The sequence below is a fragment of the Paucibacter sp. KBW04 genome, from assembly GCF_003852425.1.
GTDB lineage: Bacteria > Pseudomonadota > Gammaproteobacteria > Burkholderiales > Burkholderiaceae_C > Paucibacter_A.
Genome location: NZ_QAJN01000002.1, coordinates 367,665 through 383,961, shown reverse-complemented (window position 1 = coordinate 383,961; position 16,297 = coordinate 367,665). Strand labels below are relative to the sequence as shown.

The 16,297-nt window shown below is 62.7% G+C and carries 16 protein-coding genes; 4 read left to right on the top strand and 12 right to left on the bottom strand.

Annotated elements, in window-relative coordinates:
• Positions 1 to 2: 2 nt before the first annotated feature.
• A complete protein-coding gene (zwf, locus tag DBR47_RS05235) occupies positions 3 to 1,448 on the bottom strand; it encodes a glucose-6-phosphate dehydrogenase (protein ID WP_124447622.1) in 1,446 nt (481 codons plus the stop codon).
• 297 nt (positions 1,449 to 1,745) lie between these two features.
• On the opposite strand from zwf, the gene tal reads away from it, so the two are divergent.
• The 3 genes from tal to DBR47_RS05220 are packed head-to-tail and all read left to right on the top strand — an operon-like array spanning position 1,746 to position 4,938.
• Positions 1,746 to 2,690: a transaldolase gene (tal, locus tag DBR47_RS05230; protein ID WP_124447620.1), complete on the top strand. Its 945-nt coding sequence runs from the start codon at positions 1,746 to 1,748 to the stop codon at positions 2,688 to 2,690.
• A gap of 5 nt (positions 2,691 to 2,695) precedes the next feature.
• Positions 2,696 to 4,324 carry a glucose-6-phosphate isomerase gene (pgi, locus tag DBR47_RS05225; RefSeq protein ID WP_124447618.1) on the top strand — a complete coding sequence of 543 codons (1,629 nt, stop codon included), beginning with the start codon at positions 2,696 to 2,698 and terminating at the stop codon, positions 4,322 to 4,324.
• A complete protein-coding gene (locus tag DBR47_RS05220; protein WP_124447616.1) occupies positions 4,321 to 4,938 on the top strand; it encodes an HAD family hydrolase in 618 nt (205 codons plus the stop codon). Before pgi ends, DBR47_RS05220 begins: the two co-directional genes overlap by 4 nt.
• On the opposite strand, the gene DBR47_RS05215 is transcribed toward DBR47_RS05220, so the two are convergent.
• The 7 genes from DBR47_RS05215 to DBR47_RS05185 form a co-directional block, all read right to left on the bottom strand.
• A complete protein-coding gene (locus tag DBR47_RS05215; RefSeq protein ID WP_124447614.1) occupies positions 4,939 to 5,142 on the bottom strand; it encodes a DNA gyrase inhibitor YacG in 204 nt (67 codons plus the stop codon).
• Positions 5,143 to 5,167: 25 nt separating this feature from the next.
• On the bottom strand, positions 5,168 to 5,923 hold the full coding sequence (gene zapD / locus DBR47_RS05210) for a cell division protein ZapD (protein WP_124447612.1): 756 nt from the start codon (positions 5,921 to 5,923) through the stop codon (positions 5,168 to 5,170).
• A gap of 148 nt (positions 5,924 to 6,071) precedes the next feature.
• Entirely contained in the window at positions 6,072 to 6,665 is a 594-nt protein-coding gene (gene coaE, locus DBR47_RS05205) for a dephospho-CoA kinase (RefSeq protein WP_124447610.1), read from the bottom strand.
• Between the two features lie 9 nt (positions 6,666 to 6,674).
• Positions 6,675 to 7,607, bottom strand: coding sequence for an A24 family peptidase (locus DBR47_RS05200; protein WP_124447608.1), 933 nt, complete (start codon positions 7,605 to 7,607; stop codon positions 6,675 to 6,677).
• Positions 7,608 to 7,620: 13 nt separating this feature from the next.
• Positions 7,621 to 8,844: a type II secretion system F family protein gene (locus tag DBR47_RS05195; RefSeq protein ID WP_124447606.1), complete on the bottom strand. Its 1,224-nt coding sequence runs from the start codon at positions 8,842 to 8,844 to the stop codon at positions 7,621 to 7,623.
• A 38-nt stretch (positions 8,845 to 8,882) separates the two neighbouring features.
• Entirely contained in the window at positions 8,883 to 10,550 is a 1,668-nt protein-coding gene (gene pilB, locus DBR47_RS05190) for a type IV-A pilus assembly ATPase PilB (RefSeq protein ID WP_124447743.1), read from the bottom strand.
• A gap of 330 nt (positions 10,551 to 10,880) precedes the next feature.
• Positions 10,881 to 12,428 (bottom strand): methyl-accepting chemotaxis protein, encoded by a 1,548-nt coding sequence (locus DBR47_RS05185; protein ID WP_197046877.1) that lies wholly within the window; start codon positions 12,426 to 12,428, stop codon positions 10,881 to 10,883.
• Positions 12,429 to 12,708: 280 nt separating this feature from the next.
• On the opposite strand from DBR47_RS05185, the gene DBR47_RS05180 reads away from it, so the two are divergent.
• Positions 12,709 to 13,074 (top strand): response regulator transcription factor, encoded by a 366-nt coding sequence (locus DBR47_RS05180; protein WP_124447602.1) that lies wholly within the window; start codon positions 12,709 to 12,711, stop codon positions 13,072 to 13,074.
• A 172-nt stretch (positions 13,075 to 13,246) separates the two neighbouring features.
• On the opposite strand, the gene DBR47_RS05175 is transcribed toward DBR47_RS05180, so the two are convergent.
• Genes DBR47_RS05175 through DBR47_RS05160 form a run of 4 tightly spaced genes read right to left on the bottom strand, consistent with a single transcriptional unit; the run spans position 13,247 to position 16,289 of the window.
• Positions 13,247 to 14,341: a chemotaxis response regulator protein-glutamate methylesterase gene (locus tag DBR47_RS05175; protein ID WP_124447600.1), complete on the bottom strand. Its 1,095-nt coding sequence runs from the start codon at positions 14,339 to 14,341 to the stop codon at positions 13,247 to 13,249.
• A gap of 38 nt (positions 14,342 to 14,379) precedes the next feature.
• A complete protein-coding gene (locus DBR47_RS05170; RefSeq protein WP_231512131.1) occupies positions 14,380 to 14,901 on the bottom strand; it encodes a chemotaxis protein CheD in 522 nt (173 codons plus the stop codon).
• A gap of 19 nt (positions 14,902 to 14,920) precedes the next feature.
• The gene (locus DBR47_RS05165) at positions 14,921 to 15,721 is read right to left on the bottom strand and encodes a protein-glutamate O-methyltransferase CheR (RefSeq protein ID WP_124447598.1); all 801 of its coding nucleotides are present in this window, start codon (positions 15,719 to 15,721) and stop codon (positions 14,921 to 14,923) included.
• 22 nt (positions 15,722 to 15,743) lie between these two features.
• Complete coding sequence (locus tag DBR47_RS05160; protein ID WP_124447596.1) at positions 15,744 to 16,289, bottom strand: chemotaxis protein CheW; 546 nt, start codon at positions 16,287 to 16,289, stop codon at positions 15,744 to 15,746.
• Between the last annotated feature and the right edge of the window lie 8 nt (positions 16,290 to 16,297).

Sequence of the window (16,297 nt, the reverse complement as noted above, 5' to 3'; positions counted from 1 at the left end):
GCTCACTCCTCTTCACCCCAGGCAAAGCCATCACGCGCCACCAGGGCGCTGGCAGCGGCCGGGCCCCAGGAGCCGGCGGTATAGGGCCGTGGGCCTGCGTCGTCCTCTGCCCAGGCGTGCAAAATCGGCTCCACCCAGCGCCAGGCCTGCTCTTGTTCGTCGCTACGCACAAAGAGGTTCAAGCGGCCGGCGATGGCATCCAGCAGCAGGCGCTCGTAAGCACCGACGCGGTTGGCGGCAAAGGCTTTGTCGAAGTCCAGGTCCAGGGACACCGGCGTTAGCGCCTCGCCGTGGGCTCCGCCCTTGGCCGCCAGCAATTGCAGTTCCAGCCCGTCCTCGGGTTGCAGCTTGATCACCAAGCGGTTGGCCTGGTTGGTGCCGGGGAAGATGGGGTGGGGCACGGGGCGGAAGTTGATGACGATTTGCGCGTCCCGCTCCGCCAGGCGCTTGCCGGTGCGCAGATAGAAGGGCACACCCGCCCAGCGCCAGTTCTGCACCTCGGTGCGCAGAGCCACAAAGGTTTCGCAATGGCTGTCGGCCGGCACCTTGGCCTCGTCCAGATAGCCGGGCACGGCCTGGCCTTCGATGGAGCCGGCCCGGTACTGACCGCGCACCACGTCGCGGCTCACGCTCTCGGCGGTAAAGGGCTTCAGTGAGCGCAGCACCTTGAGCTTTTCGTCGCGGATGGCGTCGGCATCGTTGCTGGAGGGCGGCTCCATGGCAATCATGGTGAGCAGCTGCAAGGCATGGTTCTGAATCATGTCGCGCAGGGCGCCTGTGCCGTCGTAGAAACCGCCGCGGGTGCCCACGCCCAGGCGCTCGGCCAGGGTGATCTGGATATTGGCGATGCTTTCACGCCGCCAAAGGGGTTCGAACAAGGCATTGCCAAAGCGCAAGGCCATCAGATTCTGTACCGAAGGCTTGCCCAGATAGTGGTCGATGCGGAAGGCTTGCTCTTCCTTGAACACCGAGCGCACGACTTGGTTGATCTCTTGGGCGCTGGCCAGGTCATGGCCCAGGGGCTTCTCCAGCACGACGCGGATGCGCTCGTGGTTCAGGCCGGCCGCACCCAGCTGCTGGCAGATCTGGGTGAACAGATGCGGGCTGGTGGCCAGGTAAAGCACCACGGTATCGGCCGCCCGTTCGCCCAGCCAGTCCTTCAGACGCTGGTAATGCTCGGGCTGCGACAAGTCCATGCGGCGGTAATGCAGCAGGTCGGCGAACTTCTCAAACTCTTCCTCATTGGGACGCTTGCTGCCGTCCACTTCCTGGAAGCGGGCCTTCAGCCATTCGCGATAGGCCTGGTCCGTCATCTCGTCGCGGGCCACGGCCAGGATGCGGCCGCCAGCGGGCAACTTGCCGTGGCGGAAGGCCTGGAACAGCGCGGGCATCAGCTTTCTCCAGGTGAGATCGCCGGTGCCGCCGAAGAAAACGAGATCAAAAGACATTGAGCTAGGCCTTGATAGAAGGTGTACGGGTGTCTGCCGCGGCAGACGGGGTGAAGCAAAATGAGTTTGCGATGTAACAAAGTTTCTGGAATTATGATGCCGGAGTTTCTTGAATCGGTCAATCCGAGGCCTCATCCGCCGCAAGTTCATGGGAGATTTTTGACAAGCAGAGCTGTAACCCGCCGCCCCTCCGTCGTCTGGCTCTGCTTGCACCGCCGCCAAGCCAGCGCAGGGAAACGGTTCTAATACGGGTTTGCCCTTTTCCTCCGTTTTCTCTCTTTTGTCATCGCGCCTGCCATGAACCAACTCGACCAACTCAAATCCCTCACCACCGTGGTCGCCGACACCGGTAACTTCCTGCAACTGGCTCAGTTCGCGCCGCGCGATGCCACCACCAACCCCTCGCTGATCCTCAAGGCCGTGCAGTCGCCTGATTACGCGCCACTGTTGAAGGACACGGTGGCCGCCCATAAGGCCAAGCCGCTGGATGAGATCGTGGATCAAGTGCTGGTGCGCTTTGGCTTGGAGATCCTCAAGGTCGTGCCCGGCCGCGTGTCCACCGAGGTCGATGCGCGCCTGAGCTTTGACAAGGCCGCCACCGTGGCGCGCGCCCGCCGCATCATGGCCTTGTACGAGGCCGCCGGCGTGGGCCGCGAGCGGGTGCTGATCAAGATCGCTTCCACCTGGGAAGGCATTCAAGCCGCCGCCGAGCTGGAGTGCGAAGGCATCCACTGCAATCTGACCCTGCTGTTCTCCTTCTGCCAGGCCGTGGCCTGCGGTGAGGCGGGCATCCAGCTGATCTCGCCCTTTGTTGGCCGTATCTACGACTGGTACAAAAAGAGCGCCGGCTCGGCATGGGATGAGGTCGCTCAGTCGGGTGCCAATGACCCGGGCGTCAAGTCGGTCACCCAGATCTACAACTACTACAAAAAGCACGGCATCAAGACCGAGGTCATGGGTGCGAGCTTCCGCAATGTGGGTCAGATTCAAGCCCTGGCGGGTTGCGATCTGCTGACCATCAGCCCCGATCTGCTCAGCCAGCTTCAAGCTCTGGACGCCGCCCTGCCGCGCGCCCTGGACGCCGAGGCCGCGGCCAAGGCCGAGATTGCGCATGTTTCTTTCGACGAAGCGGGCTTCCGCTTTGCCCTCAACCAGGATGCCATGGCCACCGAAAAGCTGGCCGAAGGTATCCGCCTGTTTGCCATCGACTCGGCCAAACTGGATCAGATGATTGCGAGTTAAGGACTATGGGGATTTCGCGTTGTGATCAAAGCCCAGCTTGGGCACTGTTGCAAGCGCATTTCAATGCCAGCGGCCGCGACTTTGATGTGCGGCAGGCCTTCGCAGCGGAGGCCGATCGCTTCGGCCACTGGAGCATCGCTGCGCCGGAGCTGTTTGTGGACTTGTCCAAAAACCGCATCGACACCGCCACGCTGGACTTGCTCTTGCAACTGGCCCGTGACTGCGGGCTGGAATCACAACGCGAGGCCTTGCTGGCCGGCGCGCCGGTCAATCTGACCGAGGATCGCGCCGTGCTGCACACGGCCTTGCGCGCCCCGGCGGGCGCGGGCCTGTTCAGCGCGGAGGTGCAAGCCTCGCTGGCCGCCATGCTGGCTTATGCCGAAAGCGTGCGCGACACGGCCCGCAGCGGGATCACCGATGTGGTCCACATCGGCATTGGCGGCAGCGATCTGGGCCCGGCCATGGTGGTGGGGGCTTTGCAGTCCTACACCCAGCCGGGGCTGAAGCTGCACTTTGTCTCCAATGTGGACGGCCATGATTTGGCCGGTGTGCTGCGGGATTTGAAGGCGTCCACGACGCTGTTCGTGATTGCCTCCAAGACCTTCACCACGCAAGAAACCCTGGCCAATGCGCAGTCGGCCAAGGCCTGGTTCCTGGCCGCAGGAAAGTCTGAAGCCGATGTGGCGCGTCACTTTGTCGCCACCAGCAGCAATACCGCGGCGGCGGCGGCCTTCGGCATCCAGACCACGTTTGGCTTTTGGGACTGGGTGGGCGGGCGCTACTCGCTGTGGTCGGTGATCGGCCTGCCGATTGCTATTGCCATTGGGGCCGACAACTTCCGCAGCCTGTTGGCCGGGGCCCATGCCATGGACGAGCATTTCGCTCACACGCCGCTGGAGCGCAATGCACCGGTGCTGCTGGGCTTGCTGGATATTTGGTATCGCAATTTCCACGGCTTCAGCAGCCGCAGCGTGGCGCCGTATCACCAAGGGCTGAAGCGCCTGCCGGCCTATCTGCAGCAACTGGAGATGGAGAGCAATGGCAAGGGTGTTGACCTGCAGGGTCAGGTCTTGCCCTATGCCACCAGCCCTGTGGTATGGGGTGAGGCGGGTACCAACGGCCAGCATGCTTACTTCCAGATGTTGCACCAGGGCACGGATGTGATCCCGGTGGAATTCATCGCCGTCAAGAAGCCCAATTTCGGGGCCCATGTGCAGGGCGATCTGGCCCGCAGCCTGGCCGATCAGCATTTGAAATTGCTGGCCAACTGCCTGGCGCAGTCCCAGGCCCTGATGCAGGGCAAGTCCTATGAGGAAGCCCTGGGCGAGCAGGCACCGACGGCCTCCAAGACCTTGGCGTCCGAGGTGCTGGCCCGTCATCGCAGCTTCCCTGGCAATCGCCCCAGCACGACCCTCTTGCTGGACGAGTTGAGCCCACGCTCCCTGGGCGCCTTGATCGCGCTTTACGAGCATCGTGTGTTTGTCAGCGGTGCGCTCTGGGGCATCAACAGCTTTGACCAATGGGGTGTGGAGCTGGGCAAGGCCTTGTGCAACAAGCTGCTGCCGCGCCTGAGCAATGGCGATGCCGGCGGGCTGGACGGCTCGACCGCCGGCTTGCTTCAAAAAATCCAATGAAAAAGAGCATTGTTTTTGACTTTGGCGGCGTGCTGTTTCGCTGGCATCCGCCCAGCTTCCTCGCCCGTGTCTGGCCGCATCGGGTGCGCGATGCGGCCGAGGGCGCGGCCGTGGCGGCTGAGTTCTTCACAGCCTATGGCGGCGACTGGGGCGCGTTTGATCAAGGCTTGATCGATGCGCCCACGGTGACGGCCCGCATTGCCCAACGTACCGGCTGGCCGCTTGAAGAAGTGGCCCAGGTGGTGGCGGCAGTGCCGGATGAGTTGCAGGTTTTGCCTGAGACGGTGGCCCTGATCCAGGAACTCAAGCAAGCGGGGCACCGACTCTTTTTCTTGTCGAATATGCCCGAGCCCTATGCCGAGCATCTGGAGCAGAGTTTCCCCTTGCGCGAATGGTTCGAGGACGGCGTGTTCTCGGGCCGGGTCAAGCAGTCCAAGCCCTCGGCGGCGGTGTTTGAACTGGCCACTGCGCAGTTCGGCGTCACGCCGCAGAGCTGTGTTTTCTTGGACGATCACCCGGCCAATATCGAGGCCGCCAAGGCCTTGGGCTGGCAGGCGATTTTGTTCAGTGATGCCGCTGAGGCGCGGCGTCAGCTGGCCACTATCTTGGGCTGATTACTGCCGCAGGTCTGGCGGCAAGGCGTCGGGGTCCAGGTCTTCCAGCGGTGGCGTGGTCTCGACGCGAAAGCTCTCGCTGGCCCAGGCGCCCAGATCGATCTGGCGGCAGCGCTGGCTGCAGAACGGCCGCCACTGATTGCTGGGGGCGAAGATGCTGTCACCACCGCAGGTGGGGCAGCGCACGATACGGCTTGTGCTCATCGGGGTCTGGAAAGGCTTTGATTGATTAGGCGCAGAGCGTCAGCTCGAAGCCGGCGTCTTGCTGGGCCGGCTTGAGCCGCCCGTCTTCGTCCTGCCGCATCAGGCGTATGGACACCATCAGGCGGTGGCCGCTGATCTCGGGGATCAGCCCCAGGCTGGGGTCGATGCGCATGCGCAGGAGTTGGAAGACCCGGCCGGCCGGCAGGCTTTGTTGGAACTGGCCGTTCGTCGCGGCCACCTTGTGCGGCGCACCGGAGTCACGCAGCAGGCCCAAAAGCACTTGCAAGGCCTCGGCCAGCGGCATCAGGCTCTCGGTCCATTGCATCAGGTCTTTGCGGCGGCGCACCGGCAGGAATTGCTGCCAGGTGTAGTAGGCCGGCAGATCGAACTCGCAGGTGCCGCCGGGGATGCTGATGCGGCTGCGTATGCTCATCAGCCACTCATTGGCGGTGAGGGCGTGGCCGGCCTTGCCCGAGAGCTTGTTGAGGCCGTCAAAGGCATGGTCGATGCGATGGATGACTTCGTCCAGCGCTTCGTCCGAGACACCCGGCTTGCCACGGTAGCTACCGAGCTGAGTCTTGTGCCGCTCCAGCTCCTTGAGCAGGTCGGACTTCAGATCGGCGCGCGAGGCCACATCCATGATCTCGAAAATCGTCACCAAGGCGAAGTGGTGGTCGAGCGGCGTCTCGCGCTCCATCAGCTGACCCAGTCGGTCGAACAGATGCTCCAGTCGCAGCATCGTGCGGATGCTCTCGTTGAAGGGATATTCGTATAGGACCAAGGCGGTCATTCCTGTCGGTCAGCATTGAGGCCAAGCGCTGCGTCCTGAGGGCCTGCTGTCTGCCGGGGCGCTGCGCGATGTGGCCTGATTGTTTCACAGCCAGAGCGCCTGCTCGCTTCAATGGCGGCTAGATTTGCAGCGAAATCCTTCAAGTCCAATGCCGGGCGAGGGTCAGGACTTGCCTTTTCAACTCCTCGGGTGTGATGGCCTCGTTGTAAAGCAGCGCGTCGGCGCAGGCGCGGCGCTGGCTGCGTGTGGCCTGCTGGCCCAGCACGGCAAGCACGGTCTCACGGCTCCAGCCATTGCGGGCGATGACGCGCTCGATCTGGGTTTGCTCCTCGCAGTCCACCACCAGCACCTTGTCGACCCGCTGGCGCCAGCGTCCTGATTCGACCAACAGCGGCACGTCGAAGACGATCACATCGGCGCTGGACGCGGCAGCTTGCTCTTGCGTCAGCGCGCCAATCAGGGGGTGGAGTATGGCTTCCAGCCGCCGTTTGACTGCGGGGTCGGCAAAGGCCTGTTCGCGCATCCAGGCGCGATTCAGTGCCCCCTGCTCGTCCACTGCCAGTGGGCCGAACTCTTGCACGATGGCCGGCATGGCCGCACCCTGGGGCAAGGTCAGGCTGCGGGCGATCGCATCGGTGTCGATCAGGGTTGCACCCAATTCGGCCCAGCAGCGGCCCACCGTGCTTTTGCCGCTGCCAATGCCGCCGGTCAGGCCGATTTTCAAGACAGTCATGCTTGCGGCTTAGGCCCAGCCCAGCCAGCCCAGCACCCGCTCAGGCCCGGCGAAGAGCACGACGAAGCCACCACCCGCCAGAAAGGGGCCGAAGGGCACGTAACGGCCTTCGCGCAGCTGGGAGTTCATCTTCATGGCGATGCCCACGATGGCGCCTATCAGGGAGGCGCCCAGCACGATGGGCAAAATCATCTGCCAACCCAGCCAGGCGCCCAGGGCGGCCAGCAGCTTGAAGTCGCCATAGCCCATGCCCTCTTTGCCGGTCACGAGCTTGAACAGCCAGTAAATGCTCCAGAGCGAGAGATAGCCCACTAGTGCGCCGGTGAGCGAAGCCGTTAGCGGCAGGGTGAAGCCCAGCAAGGAGGCGGCGAGGCCGGCCCAGAGCAAGGGCTGGTTGATGGCGTCGGGCAAGAGGGTGGTGTCCCAGTCGATGGCGGCCAGGGCCAGCAAGGCGGCGGCAAAGCCACACCAGAGCAAGGTTGTGGGCTGTGGGCCGAAATGCCAAGACAGGGCCGCAAACATCAGGCCGGTGGCCAACTCAATCAGCGGGTAGCGCTTGGAAATAGGGGCCTTGCAGGCGGCGCATTTGCCGCCCAGGCGCAGCCAGCCCAGCAGGGGCAGGTTCTCATGCCAAGCCAGCACATGGCCGCAGGACGGGCAGCGCGAGCGGGGCAGGGCGATGCCCAGCTTTGGCAGCTTTTCCAGCTTGTCCGCCAAGCCGGTGGCCGAAGCCGCGAGCTTGTCGGCCTCGGCCTTGGGGACTTGGGCCACGCGGCCCAAGGCCTCGCCGTCACCCAAGGTGTGGGCCGCATCCTGCAGCCACTGGCGTTCCATCATCAGGGGTAGGCGGTGCACCACCACATTCAGAAAGCTGCCCACGCACAGGCCCAAGACGCCCAGCACATAGGGCGAGAGAAGAAACTCAAATTCCGCAGAAGACATAAATTCTCGTGGCTTAAACCACTTGGCCCAGCTTGAAGATGGGCAGATACATGGCGACCACGATGCCGCCGATGATGGTGCCCAGAATGACGATGATGAAAGGCTCCATCAGGCTGGACAAGGCCTTGACGGCCTCGTCGACCTCGTCCTCGTAGAACTCGGCGGACTTGGACAGCATATGGTCCAGGGAGCCCGACTCCTCACCGATGGCAGCCATCTGCAAGACCATGGTGGGGAAGATGCCGGTTGAGGTCATGGAGGTGGTCAGGGCCGTGCCGGTGGACACATCGCGCTGGATCTTTTCGGTCGCCTCGGCGAACACCGCATTGCCGGAGGCGCCGCCCACCGAGTCCAGGGCTTCGACCAGGGGCACACCGGCCGCAAACATGGTGGACAGGGTGCGGGTCCAGCGTGCCACGGCCGACTTGTAGAGCAGATCGCCAAAGATGGGCACCTTCAGCAAGAGGCGGTCCATGGTGTGCTGCATCTTGACCGAGCGCTTCCAGCTCTGGAAGAAGAAGTAGATGGACAAGAAGATGCTGGGGAAGATGATGAACCAGTAACCCACAAAGAACTTGGACATGGCGATCACCATCAAGGTGGGCGCGGGCAGTTCGGCGCCGAAGGACTTGAACACGTCCTCGAAGGCGGGCACCACAAAAATCATGATCACCGCCACCACCACAAAGGCCACGACCAGCACGCCCACCGGGTAGGTAAGGGCGGACTTGATCTTGTTCTTGATGGCAACCGTCTTCTCCTGGTAGATGGCCAAGCGATCCAGCAGCGACTCCAGAATACCGGCAGCCTCGCCCGCTTCGACCAGATTGCAGTAGAGCGCGTCGAAATACATGGGGTGCTTGCGCAGCGAGGTGGACAAGCTGGTGCCGGTCTCCACGTCCTGGCGGATGTCGTTCAGCAAGCGGGTGAGGCGCGGGTTGGTGCTGCCGCGGCCGACGATCTCAAAAGACTGCAGCAAGGGCACGCCGGCCCGCATCATGGTGGCCAATTGGCGGGTGAAGACGGCGATGTCTTTTTGCGTGATGGACTTGCCGCCGCTGATGCGGCGCTTCTTGACCTTGTTAACCAGAATGCCTTGACGGCGCAGGGTGGCGCTGACCATGGCTTCGCCGCCGGCGCGGATTTCTCCTCGTACCAGCTTGCCATTGCGGTCCTTGCCCTCCCATTCGTACGTGAATTCATTCACGCGCTTGGCCGTTGCGCTTGTCGTCGCCATATCACCTCCAAGGGGCGCACATCAGGGTGCGGCCCGAACTATTCATTGGTTGCGGCCAGGACTTCTTCCAGCGTCGTCACCCCAAGCTTGACCTTGACCAGGCCAAACTGGCGCAAGTCGCGCACGCCATCAAGCTTGGCCTGCACCGCGATATCCATGGCCGAACCTTCGGCCAGGATGATGCGTTGTATGGCTTCGGTAATCGGCATGACTTGGTAGAGCCCGACGCGGCCGCGGTAGCCGTTATTGCAGTTGGAGCAGCCCACGGCGCGGTACTGTTTCCAGCTCCCATCCAGCTCTTCTTCGACAAAACCGGCGCGAAGTAAAGCCTCGCGGGGGTAGTCGGCTGGCGCCTTGCAGTTCTCGCACAGGCGGCGCACCAGGCGCTGGGCCGTGATGAGCAAGACGCTGGAGGCGATATTGAAAGGCGCCACACCCATATTCAAGAGGCGGCTGAGCGTCTTGGGGGCGTCATTGGTGTGCAGGGTGGACATCACCATATGGCCGGTCTGGGCCGCCTTGATGGCGATGTCGGCCGTTTCCAGGTCACGGATCTCACCGACCATGATGATGTCGGGATCCTGACGCAGGAAAGACTTCAGGGCGGCCGAGAAACTAAGGCCCGCCTTGTCATTGACATTGACCTGGTTGATGCCGGGCAGGTTGATTTCGGCCGGGTCCTCGACGGTGGAGATATTGACGCCCGGCTGGTTGAGGATGTTCAAGCAGGTGTAGAGCGACACCGTCTTGCCCGATCCGGTGGGGCCTGTCACCAGCACCATGCCGTAGGGCCGGGAGATGGCGGCCAGCAGGCGCTCTTTCTCTATCTTCTCGTAACCCAGGGCGTCGATGCCCAGCTTGGCCGAGGAGGGGTCAAGAATACGGATCACGATCTTCTCGCCGAACAAGGTGGGCAAGGTGCTGATGCGGAAGTCGATGGCCTTGGCCCCGAACTTGAGCTTCATGCGCCCGTCTTGCGGTACCCGACGCTCGGCGATGTCCAGGCGGGACAAGACCTTGATGCGCGAGGCCAGTTTGTCCTTGATGGCGATGGGGGGTTGGGTGATCTCGCGCAGCTCACCATCGACCCGAAAGCGCACTCGGTAGTGGTATTCATAGGGCTCGAAATGCAGGTCGGAGGCGCGCATATTGATGGCGTCCACCAACATTTTTTGCAGGAAGCGCACGACCGGTGCGTCTTCCACATCGGCCAACTCGGCCGCTTCTTGCTGCGGGGCGGCGTCTTCCTCGGCGATGTCGAAGTCGAAGTCGCCGCCCGACATGGACTCCAGCGCCTCGGCCGCACTGGCCGCCGAGCCTTGCAGCATGCGGGTCAGCTTGTCATGCTCGACGATCACCCATTCCGGCGTCAGCTGGGTGGCGAACTTGATGCGCTCCACCACGTCTTGATCGGTGGGGTCGGCACCGCCGATGAAGAGGCGGCTGCCGCGGCGCCCCAAGACCACGATTTGATATTGATTGGCCAGCTTGGCGTCAACGATGTCGCGCGGCATGCGCTGGGCATCCATGGCGGCCAGGTCCAGCAGGGGCACGGCCAGGGCGGCAGACAAGGTGTGGGCCAGATCAGAAGAACTCACCACGCCGGCGCTGATGACGGCGTTCACGAAGCTGAGCTTTTTCTCGCGCGCCTGGCGCATCAGGTCCTCGGCCTGCTTGTGCTGCATCTTGCCCGCATGGACAAGCATGCGGGCGACGCCGGACAGGGCGGACTGAGGTGGCTCGGCCAAGGTGGGTTCCACGGGGTCTCTCGGGCTTGCGATGGTTTGAGGGCGGCTCCAGCGGACGGGCGCCCCGGCACCAATCTCAAATCATCGCGGGCAACAAGATTCCGAATTGAATGGATAGTGCACAAAGCGCCCGGTCATGCCGAGCCTCAGCCCGGCACTTTAAACCGAGAGCCGAACTTTATTTCCCTCTGTTACTCGGTGAAGTCCCTGCTTTTTCGCGCCAAACGCACTTCGTCGCGGTCGCGACACAGTGTGTAAAAAAGTGTTCCAGGGGCGCATGACGCCGTTTTAGAAGAAGTCGATATTGGAGCCGCTGCTGGATTCGGCGCTGGCCGAGCTGGCGCGGGAGGCCATATCGTTGCGTACATTGGCAGCGGCTTCGACGGCGGCGCGGGCCGATTTGAGGAACTCGGTGACGGCTGAGTCGTCGCCCAGGCGGAAGGTGCTGAGCACCTCGGCCAGGGCCACCGACTGACCCAGCAGCTCATGGGCAATCTCGCCGGAACGCTCCGCCACATGGACGTTCTGCCTCGTCACCTCGTCCAACTCCTTGACCGAGGCGGCCACCACTTCCAGGCCTTGCGCGTGCTCGGAGTTGTCGGCCGTCAGATTGTTGAAGACCTCACCCACCCGTTTGACCGAGCTGACCAGATCGACCATGGTGTCGCCCGCCACATCGGCAAGCTTGGCGCCCCGCTCCACCGTTTCCAGCGAGGCCGCGATCAAGGTCTTGATCTCTTTGGCGGCCTCGGCCGAACGACCCGCCAGGCGGCGGACCTCGCCGGCCACCACCGCAAAACCGCGGCCTTGCTCACCGGCACGGGCCGCTTCCACCGCCGCGTTCAGGGCCAGGATATTGGTCTGGAAGGCAATCATGTCGATCACCGAGATGATGTCGGTGATGCGGCGGGAGGACTGATCGATCTCCTGCATGGCGGCCACCATCTGCGACACCACATCACCGCCTTTGATGGCCATGGCCGAGGAGGCGTGGGACATGTCCAGCGCCTCTTTGGAAGCGCGAGCGCTGGCCTGCACGATCATGGTGATCTGCTCCAGGCTCATGGCCGCGTCTTTCAGGCCGTTGGCGGTCTTGTCGGTGCGTGAGAGCAGCTCGGTACTGGTGGCGCCAACTTCCTCGGCCGCCCCGTGCACGCTGAAGGTGGCCTCGCGCACCAGTCGCAGGGCGGAGGACATGCGGCTTTGCACGTCCTTCAGGCGGCCACCGACCTTGGAGCTGGTACGGATCGAATCCAAGTTCAGGCGGATGGGGCCGTCCTTGCCCATGGCATTGACCAGAAACTCCAGCTCGAAGCGTTCATTCGCCCGCACCTGCATCTGGCGTGCGCCTTGGATCAGGAAGGCGCTCAGCACGACCAGAAAACCCAGATCGGCCAACTGGCCCCAGCGCCCGGTCGCGGCATGCACATACAAAGGCATTTGCGCGGAGCTGAGCGCTTGAAAGCCCAGATGATGCAGACCCAGCAAGCCACCCATATAGGCAATCACCATCCAATCGCCGTAGAACAGCATCAGGCACAGGCTCACATAGACATTGGCGTGGATATTGGTGGCACCTTGGGTGAGCTGCAGTTGCAACGCGACCAGGGCGACCAAGACCGTTGCCAAAACCAGACGGCTGGTGATGCGCCCGCCCGCGTAGCGATAGCTAAGCCCGGCCAGCAAAAGACCGGGCAATGCGACCTTGAGCGCCAGGGGCAGCGCCTGGTTGTAATAGCCCAGGCCGATCGCAAGAACTGCGTTGACCAGTACCACCAGCAAGATGGTGATGTCCTGACTCTTGTTGCTGTTGAGAAGAGCGGGATGAGTATTCATGCAACGGAGCATCCTCTAGGTTCAGCGAAAGTCATCGTCGGCACTCTGTGCTTGGGTCGATGCAAATCGACGTTATGGCTTGGAGTGGCGCTCCGGCCTATGCCGGGGGCTCACATCGTTACTTCGGCTCAATCATCGCGTTCTTGACGCATAAACGCTAGGCAATTCCGTCTGTTTTTGCGTGCATAGGACGCGTTTTCCTGATGCAAATTTGTACACCGCGCGCCTGGGCTGAGGCATCATGGCGTAGCGTTACTAAATGCCTTCAGGGGTAGCCATCGTGAAGAAAATTCTTATCGTTGAAGACCAAGAGGAAATTCGAGAACTCATCCGCGTAACGCTGGAGTTCGATGACTACGAGATCGAAGAGTCGCCCAATGGCGACGAGGGTTTGCGCAAGGCCGGTAGCTTCCGGCCCGATCTGATCTTGCTCGACGTGATGATGCCCGGCGGCCTCAATGGTTTGCAGGTTTGCCAGCGGGTGAAGTCTGACCCCGGCCTCAAGCGCACCAAGGTGATCTTGCTGACCGCGCGCGGTCAAGATAGCGACCGCCAAGCCGGCTTGAAGGCCGGTGCCGATGAATACCTGATCAAACCCTTCAGCCCGCTGGAGTTGATGAAGGTGATTGGCAAGGTGATTCGCTAAAGCGAATGTGAGCCCCTCGTCCGGTTTTGCCGCGCTGAACGCGGGCAAGCCCAGCCGGTCCCCCTAGGAGCCGGCAACGCTTGGCGTTGCCAAGGCGGGCCGGCTTGGGAGCGGCCCGGCGCTAGGCCCGAATACGCCTTTATGCGTCCGGGAAATCTGAAAAGCGCGCCAATCAGCCCGCCACGCCGCTGAGCTTGATGAGGGCTGCAGGTGCGGCCGTCAATGAGACGATGTGCTGTGCCGCGCCCAATTCCGCCGCCGCCTTGGGCATGCCGTAAACCACGCAGCTGGCCTCATCTTGGGCCAGGGTGGTGGCACCAGCCTTGCGCATTTCCAGCAGACCACGCGCCCCGTCATCTCCCATGCCGGTGAAGATGGCGCCGATGGCGTTGCGGCCCGCGCATTGCGCCACCGATTTGAACAGCACATCCACCGAGGGCTTGTGGTGGTTGACCAAGGGGCCGTCCCTTACTTCCACCACGTATTGGGCGCCGCTGCGTTTGAGCTGCATATGCTTGCCGCCGGGCGCCACCAGCACGCGGCCGTTGATGACCCGGTCGCCGTCCTTGGCCTCCATCACCTCCAGATCGGTCATGGAATTCAAGCGGGCGGCAAAAGACTGGGTGAATTTTTCCGGCATGTGTTGCACCAGCACGATGCCGGGCATGGTGCGGGGCAATTGCTTGAGCACCGCTTCAATCGTCTGCACGCCGCCGGTTGAACTACCGAAAGCGATGACGCGATCGGTGGTTTCCGCCATGGCCAGATTGCTGGCGAAGGCGGCCGGGTTGAAAGGCGCCTTGGGCCGGCTGCCCGGCTGGCCGGCCTGACCGGGTTCGCTCGAGGCGATGGGCAAGGCCCGCACATTGGACTTGGCGGCAGCTCGCACCATGCCTACCAGGCCATTGCCGGGGTCTTCCAGAAAGTCGCGCAGACCGATCTTGGGCTTGGTGACAAAGCCTACGGCACCGGCCGCCAAGGCCTGCATGGTGGTTTCGCAACCGGCTTCGGTGAGGGTGGAGCACATCACCACCGGCATGGGGTGGTCACGCATCAGCTGGCGCAGAAAGCTGATGCCGTCCATGCGCGGCATTTCTACATCGAGCACGATGACATCGGGCCAGTTGGACTCCAGCTTGGGCCAGGCGAACAGCGGATCGCTGGCGGTCATGATGACCTTGATACCGGCGGCTTCTAGCAGACCGGTCAGGTGTTTGCGGACAACGGCAGAGTCGTCGATCACGGCAACACGAAGGGCTTCACTCATGGGCTCGCTCCCGAATTTTTGCTAGGTTTTGCTTCAGATCACTTATTGGCCTTGCCGCGTTTGACCTCGACCTTGCCGCTAGGCAGATCCAGGGACACGGTGCGTGGCACGTTGTCGCCCACATCAACGTCTTGCAGCTGGAAACCATGCTGGTCGATCAAGGCCCAGCCCTGTTCGATATTGCGCTGGCCGACATTGAACTTGACGTTCATGCCGTCGGGCATGGTGTCGGCGCCGCCGTAGAGATGAGCCAGATAGTCGCCGGGCTTGGTGCCGGTGCGTTTGATGGACTGCACCAGCATCTCAATGGCCTCATCGCCATAACGGCCATCGAGTGCGGCACCGCCGCGATTGCTGCGCGAGGGCAGGAGGAAATGGCACATGCCGCCCCATTTCTTGGCCGGATGCCAGAGCGTGATGGCAACGCAGGAGCCCAGCAAGGTGCGCAGCATCGCGCCCTGGCCAAAATGCCATTGGCCGGGCATCAGGTTCATGGTCTTCTGCACCTCGCTCAATGGCGGGAGGCGTGGTGGCGGTAGATTGCTGAAAGGCCTGTTCATGGGCTTCACCCTGGGTTCTTCAAGCGTGTTGGTAAATCGCCGGGGCGATGGCCTTGAGTGGAAGGTCCAAGGCAGCCAGCGATTCGGCATGGCCGGGATAGAGCACGCCCTCGGGCTTGAGCCGCTCGATCACGCGCTCCACGATGGCACGTTTGGCCGGTGCGTCAAAGTAGATCAGCACATTGCGCAGAAAAATAACGTCAAACATGGGCAGAGCTGGCAGCGGTTGCATCAGGTTGGCGCACTGGAACTTCACCCTTGAGCGCAGCTCTTTCATGATGAGAAGTTGACCCTCATAAGGGCCTTCGCCGCGCAGGCAGAAGCGGCGCAGATAGTCCTTGCTGGTATTGCGCGCTCGCTCCATGGGGTAGAGGCCTTGGCGTGCGCTCTCCACCACCGTGGTGGACAGATCGGTGCCGTGAATGGTCCAGGGCGCTGTGCCGAGTTTGTCGGCCAGCACCATGGCGATGCTGTAGGCCTCCTCGCCGGAGGAGGAGGCGCCGCTCCAGACCAGGAACTCGCCCCCGCCGCGATGCGCGCCGGCACGTCGGGCCAGGTCCTCGAAGTGGGCCGGCTCGCGGAAGAAGTAGGTCTCGTTGGTGGTGAGTTTGTCCACCACGCTGACCAGCATGTCCTCGGGCATCTGGCCGCGCACCATCTTCTGCACAAAGACGTTCAGATCGGGCTCGCCGGAGTCGGTCGCCAGCTTTTGCAGCCGGCTTTGCACCAGGGCATGCTTGGCTTCGGTGAGGCGGATGCCTGAGATCCGATGAAATAAATCGGTAATTGCTGTGAATGACTGGGGTGAGAGATTGCTCATGGTGTGTGGCGATGGACTGGGCTCAGGCGGGTTGAGGTGCGGCCATTAGCGCCGACAGGGCGGCCGGTGAAAGCACCTGGTCCAGATTCAGCAAGGCTGCGTAGCTGCCCCGCACATTGACCATGCCGGCCAGGAACTCCGGCGAGATGGCCACGCCCAGACTGGGCGCCGGTTCGATGCGCTTGCTGTCCACCTCCAGCACCTCGTAGACGGCGTCGACCAGCACGCCTGCGATCAGGCGGTCGTAGTCGTCATCGCCCTTGGCCTCCACCACGATGATGGCGGTGCGCCGACCGAGCTCGGTGATCCCCAGGCCGAAGCGTGCGCCCAGGTCGACCACCGGCACGACTGCGCCACGCAGATTCATCACCCCGCGCACAAAGGGCGGGGTTTGCGGCAGCGGCGTCATGCGGCCAACTTCCAAAATCTCCCGCACCACCTCGATGGGGATGACCAGGGTCTCGCGGCCCACGGCCAGTCGCAACAGCTGCTGCATCGGGCCGTCCTTGGCGTGCTCGGCGATTGCGCTGAGCAGGATGTCCGCTGGGGCGCCATGTCCTGTGCTCATGGCTGCTC

Excerpts from the sequence above, each read along its gene's own strand:
- DBR47_RS05200 (WP_124447608.1), bottom strand. The coding sequence starts at position 7,607 with ATGTCTTCTGCGGAATTTGAGTTTCTTCTCTCGCCCTATGTGCTGGGC.
- DBR47_RS05160 (WP_124447596.1), bottom strand. The coding sequence starts at position 16,289 with ATGAGCACAGGACATGGCGCCCCAGCGGACATCCTGCTCAGCGCAATC.
- DBR47_RS05170 (WP_231512131.1), bottom strand. The coding sequence starts at position 14,901 with ATGAACAGGCCTTTCAGCAATCTACCGCCACCACGCCTCCCGCCATTG.
- zwf (WP_124447622.1), bottom strand. The coding sequence starts at position 1,448 with ATGTCTTTTGATCTCGTTTTCTTCGGCGGCACCGGCGATCTCACCTGG.
- DBR47_RS05215 (WP_124447614.1), bottom strand. The coding sequence starts at position 5,142 with ATGAGCACAAGCCGTATCGTGCGCTGCCCCACCTGCGGTGGTGACAGC.
- pgi (WP_124447618.1), top strand. The coding sequence starts at position 2,696 with ATGGGGATTTCGCGTTGTGATCAAAGCCCAGCTTGGGCACTGTTGCAA.
- DBR47_RS05220 (WP_124447616.1), top strand. The coding sequence starts at position 4,321 with ATGAAAAAGAGCATTGTTTTTGACTTTGGCGGCGTGCTGTTTCGCTGG.
- tal (WP_124447620.1), top strand. The coding sequence starts at position 1,746 with ATGAACCAACTCGACCAACTCAAATCCCTCACCACCGTGGTCGCCGAC.
- DBR47_RS05175 (WP_124447600.1), bottom strand. The coding sequence starts at position 14,341 with ATGAGTGAAGCCCTTCGTGTTGCCGTGATCGACGACTCTGCCGTTGTC.
- DBR47_RS05165 (WP_124447598.1), bottom strand. The coding sequence starts at position 15,721 with ATGAGCAATCTCTCACCCCAGTCATTCACAGCAATTACCGATTTATTT.
- pilB (WP_124447743.1), bottom strand. The coding sequence starts at position 10,550 with ATGCTTGTCCATGCGGGCAAGATGCAGCACAAGCAGGCCGAGGACCTG.
- coaE (WP_124447610.1), bottom strand. The coding sequence starts at position 6,665 with ATGACTGTCTTGAAAATCGGCCTGACCGGCGGCATTGGCAGCGGCAAA.
- DBR47_RS05185 (WP_197046877.1), bottom strand. The coding sequence starts at position 12,428 with ATGAATACTCATCCCGCTCTTCTCAACAGCAACAAGAGTCAGGACATC.
- DBR47_RS05195 (WP_124447606.1), bottom strand. The coding sequence starts at position 8,844 with ATGGCGACGACAAGCGCAACGGCCAAGCGCGTGAATGAATTCACGTAC.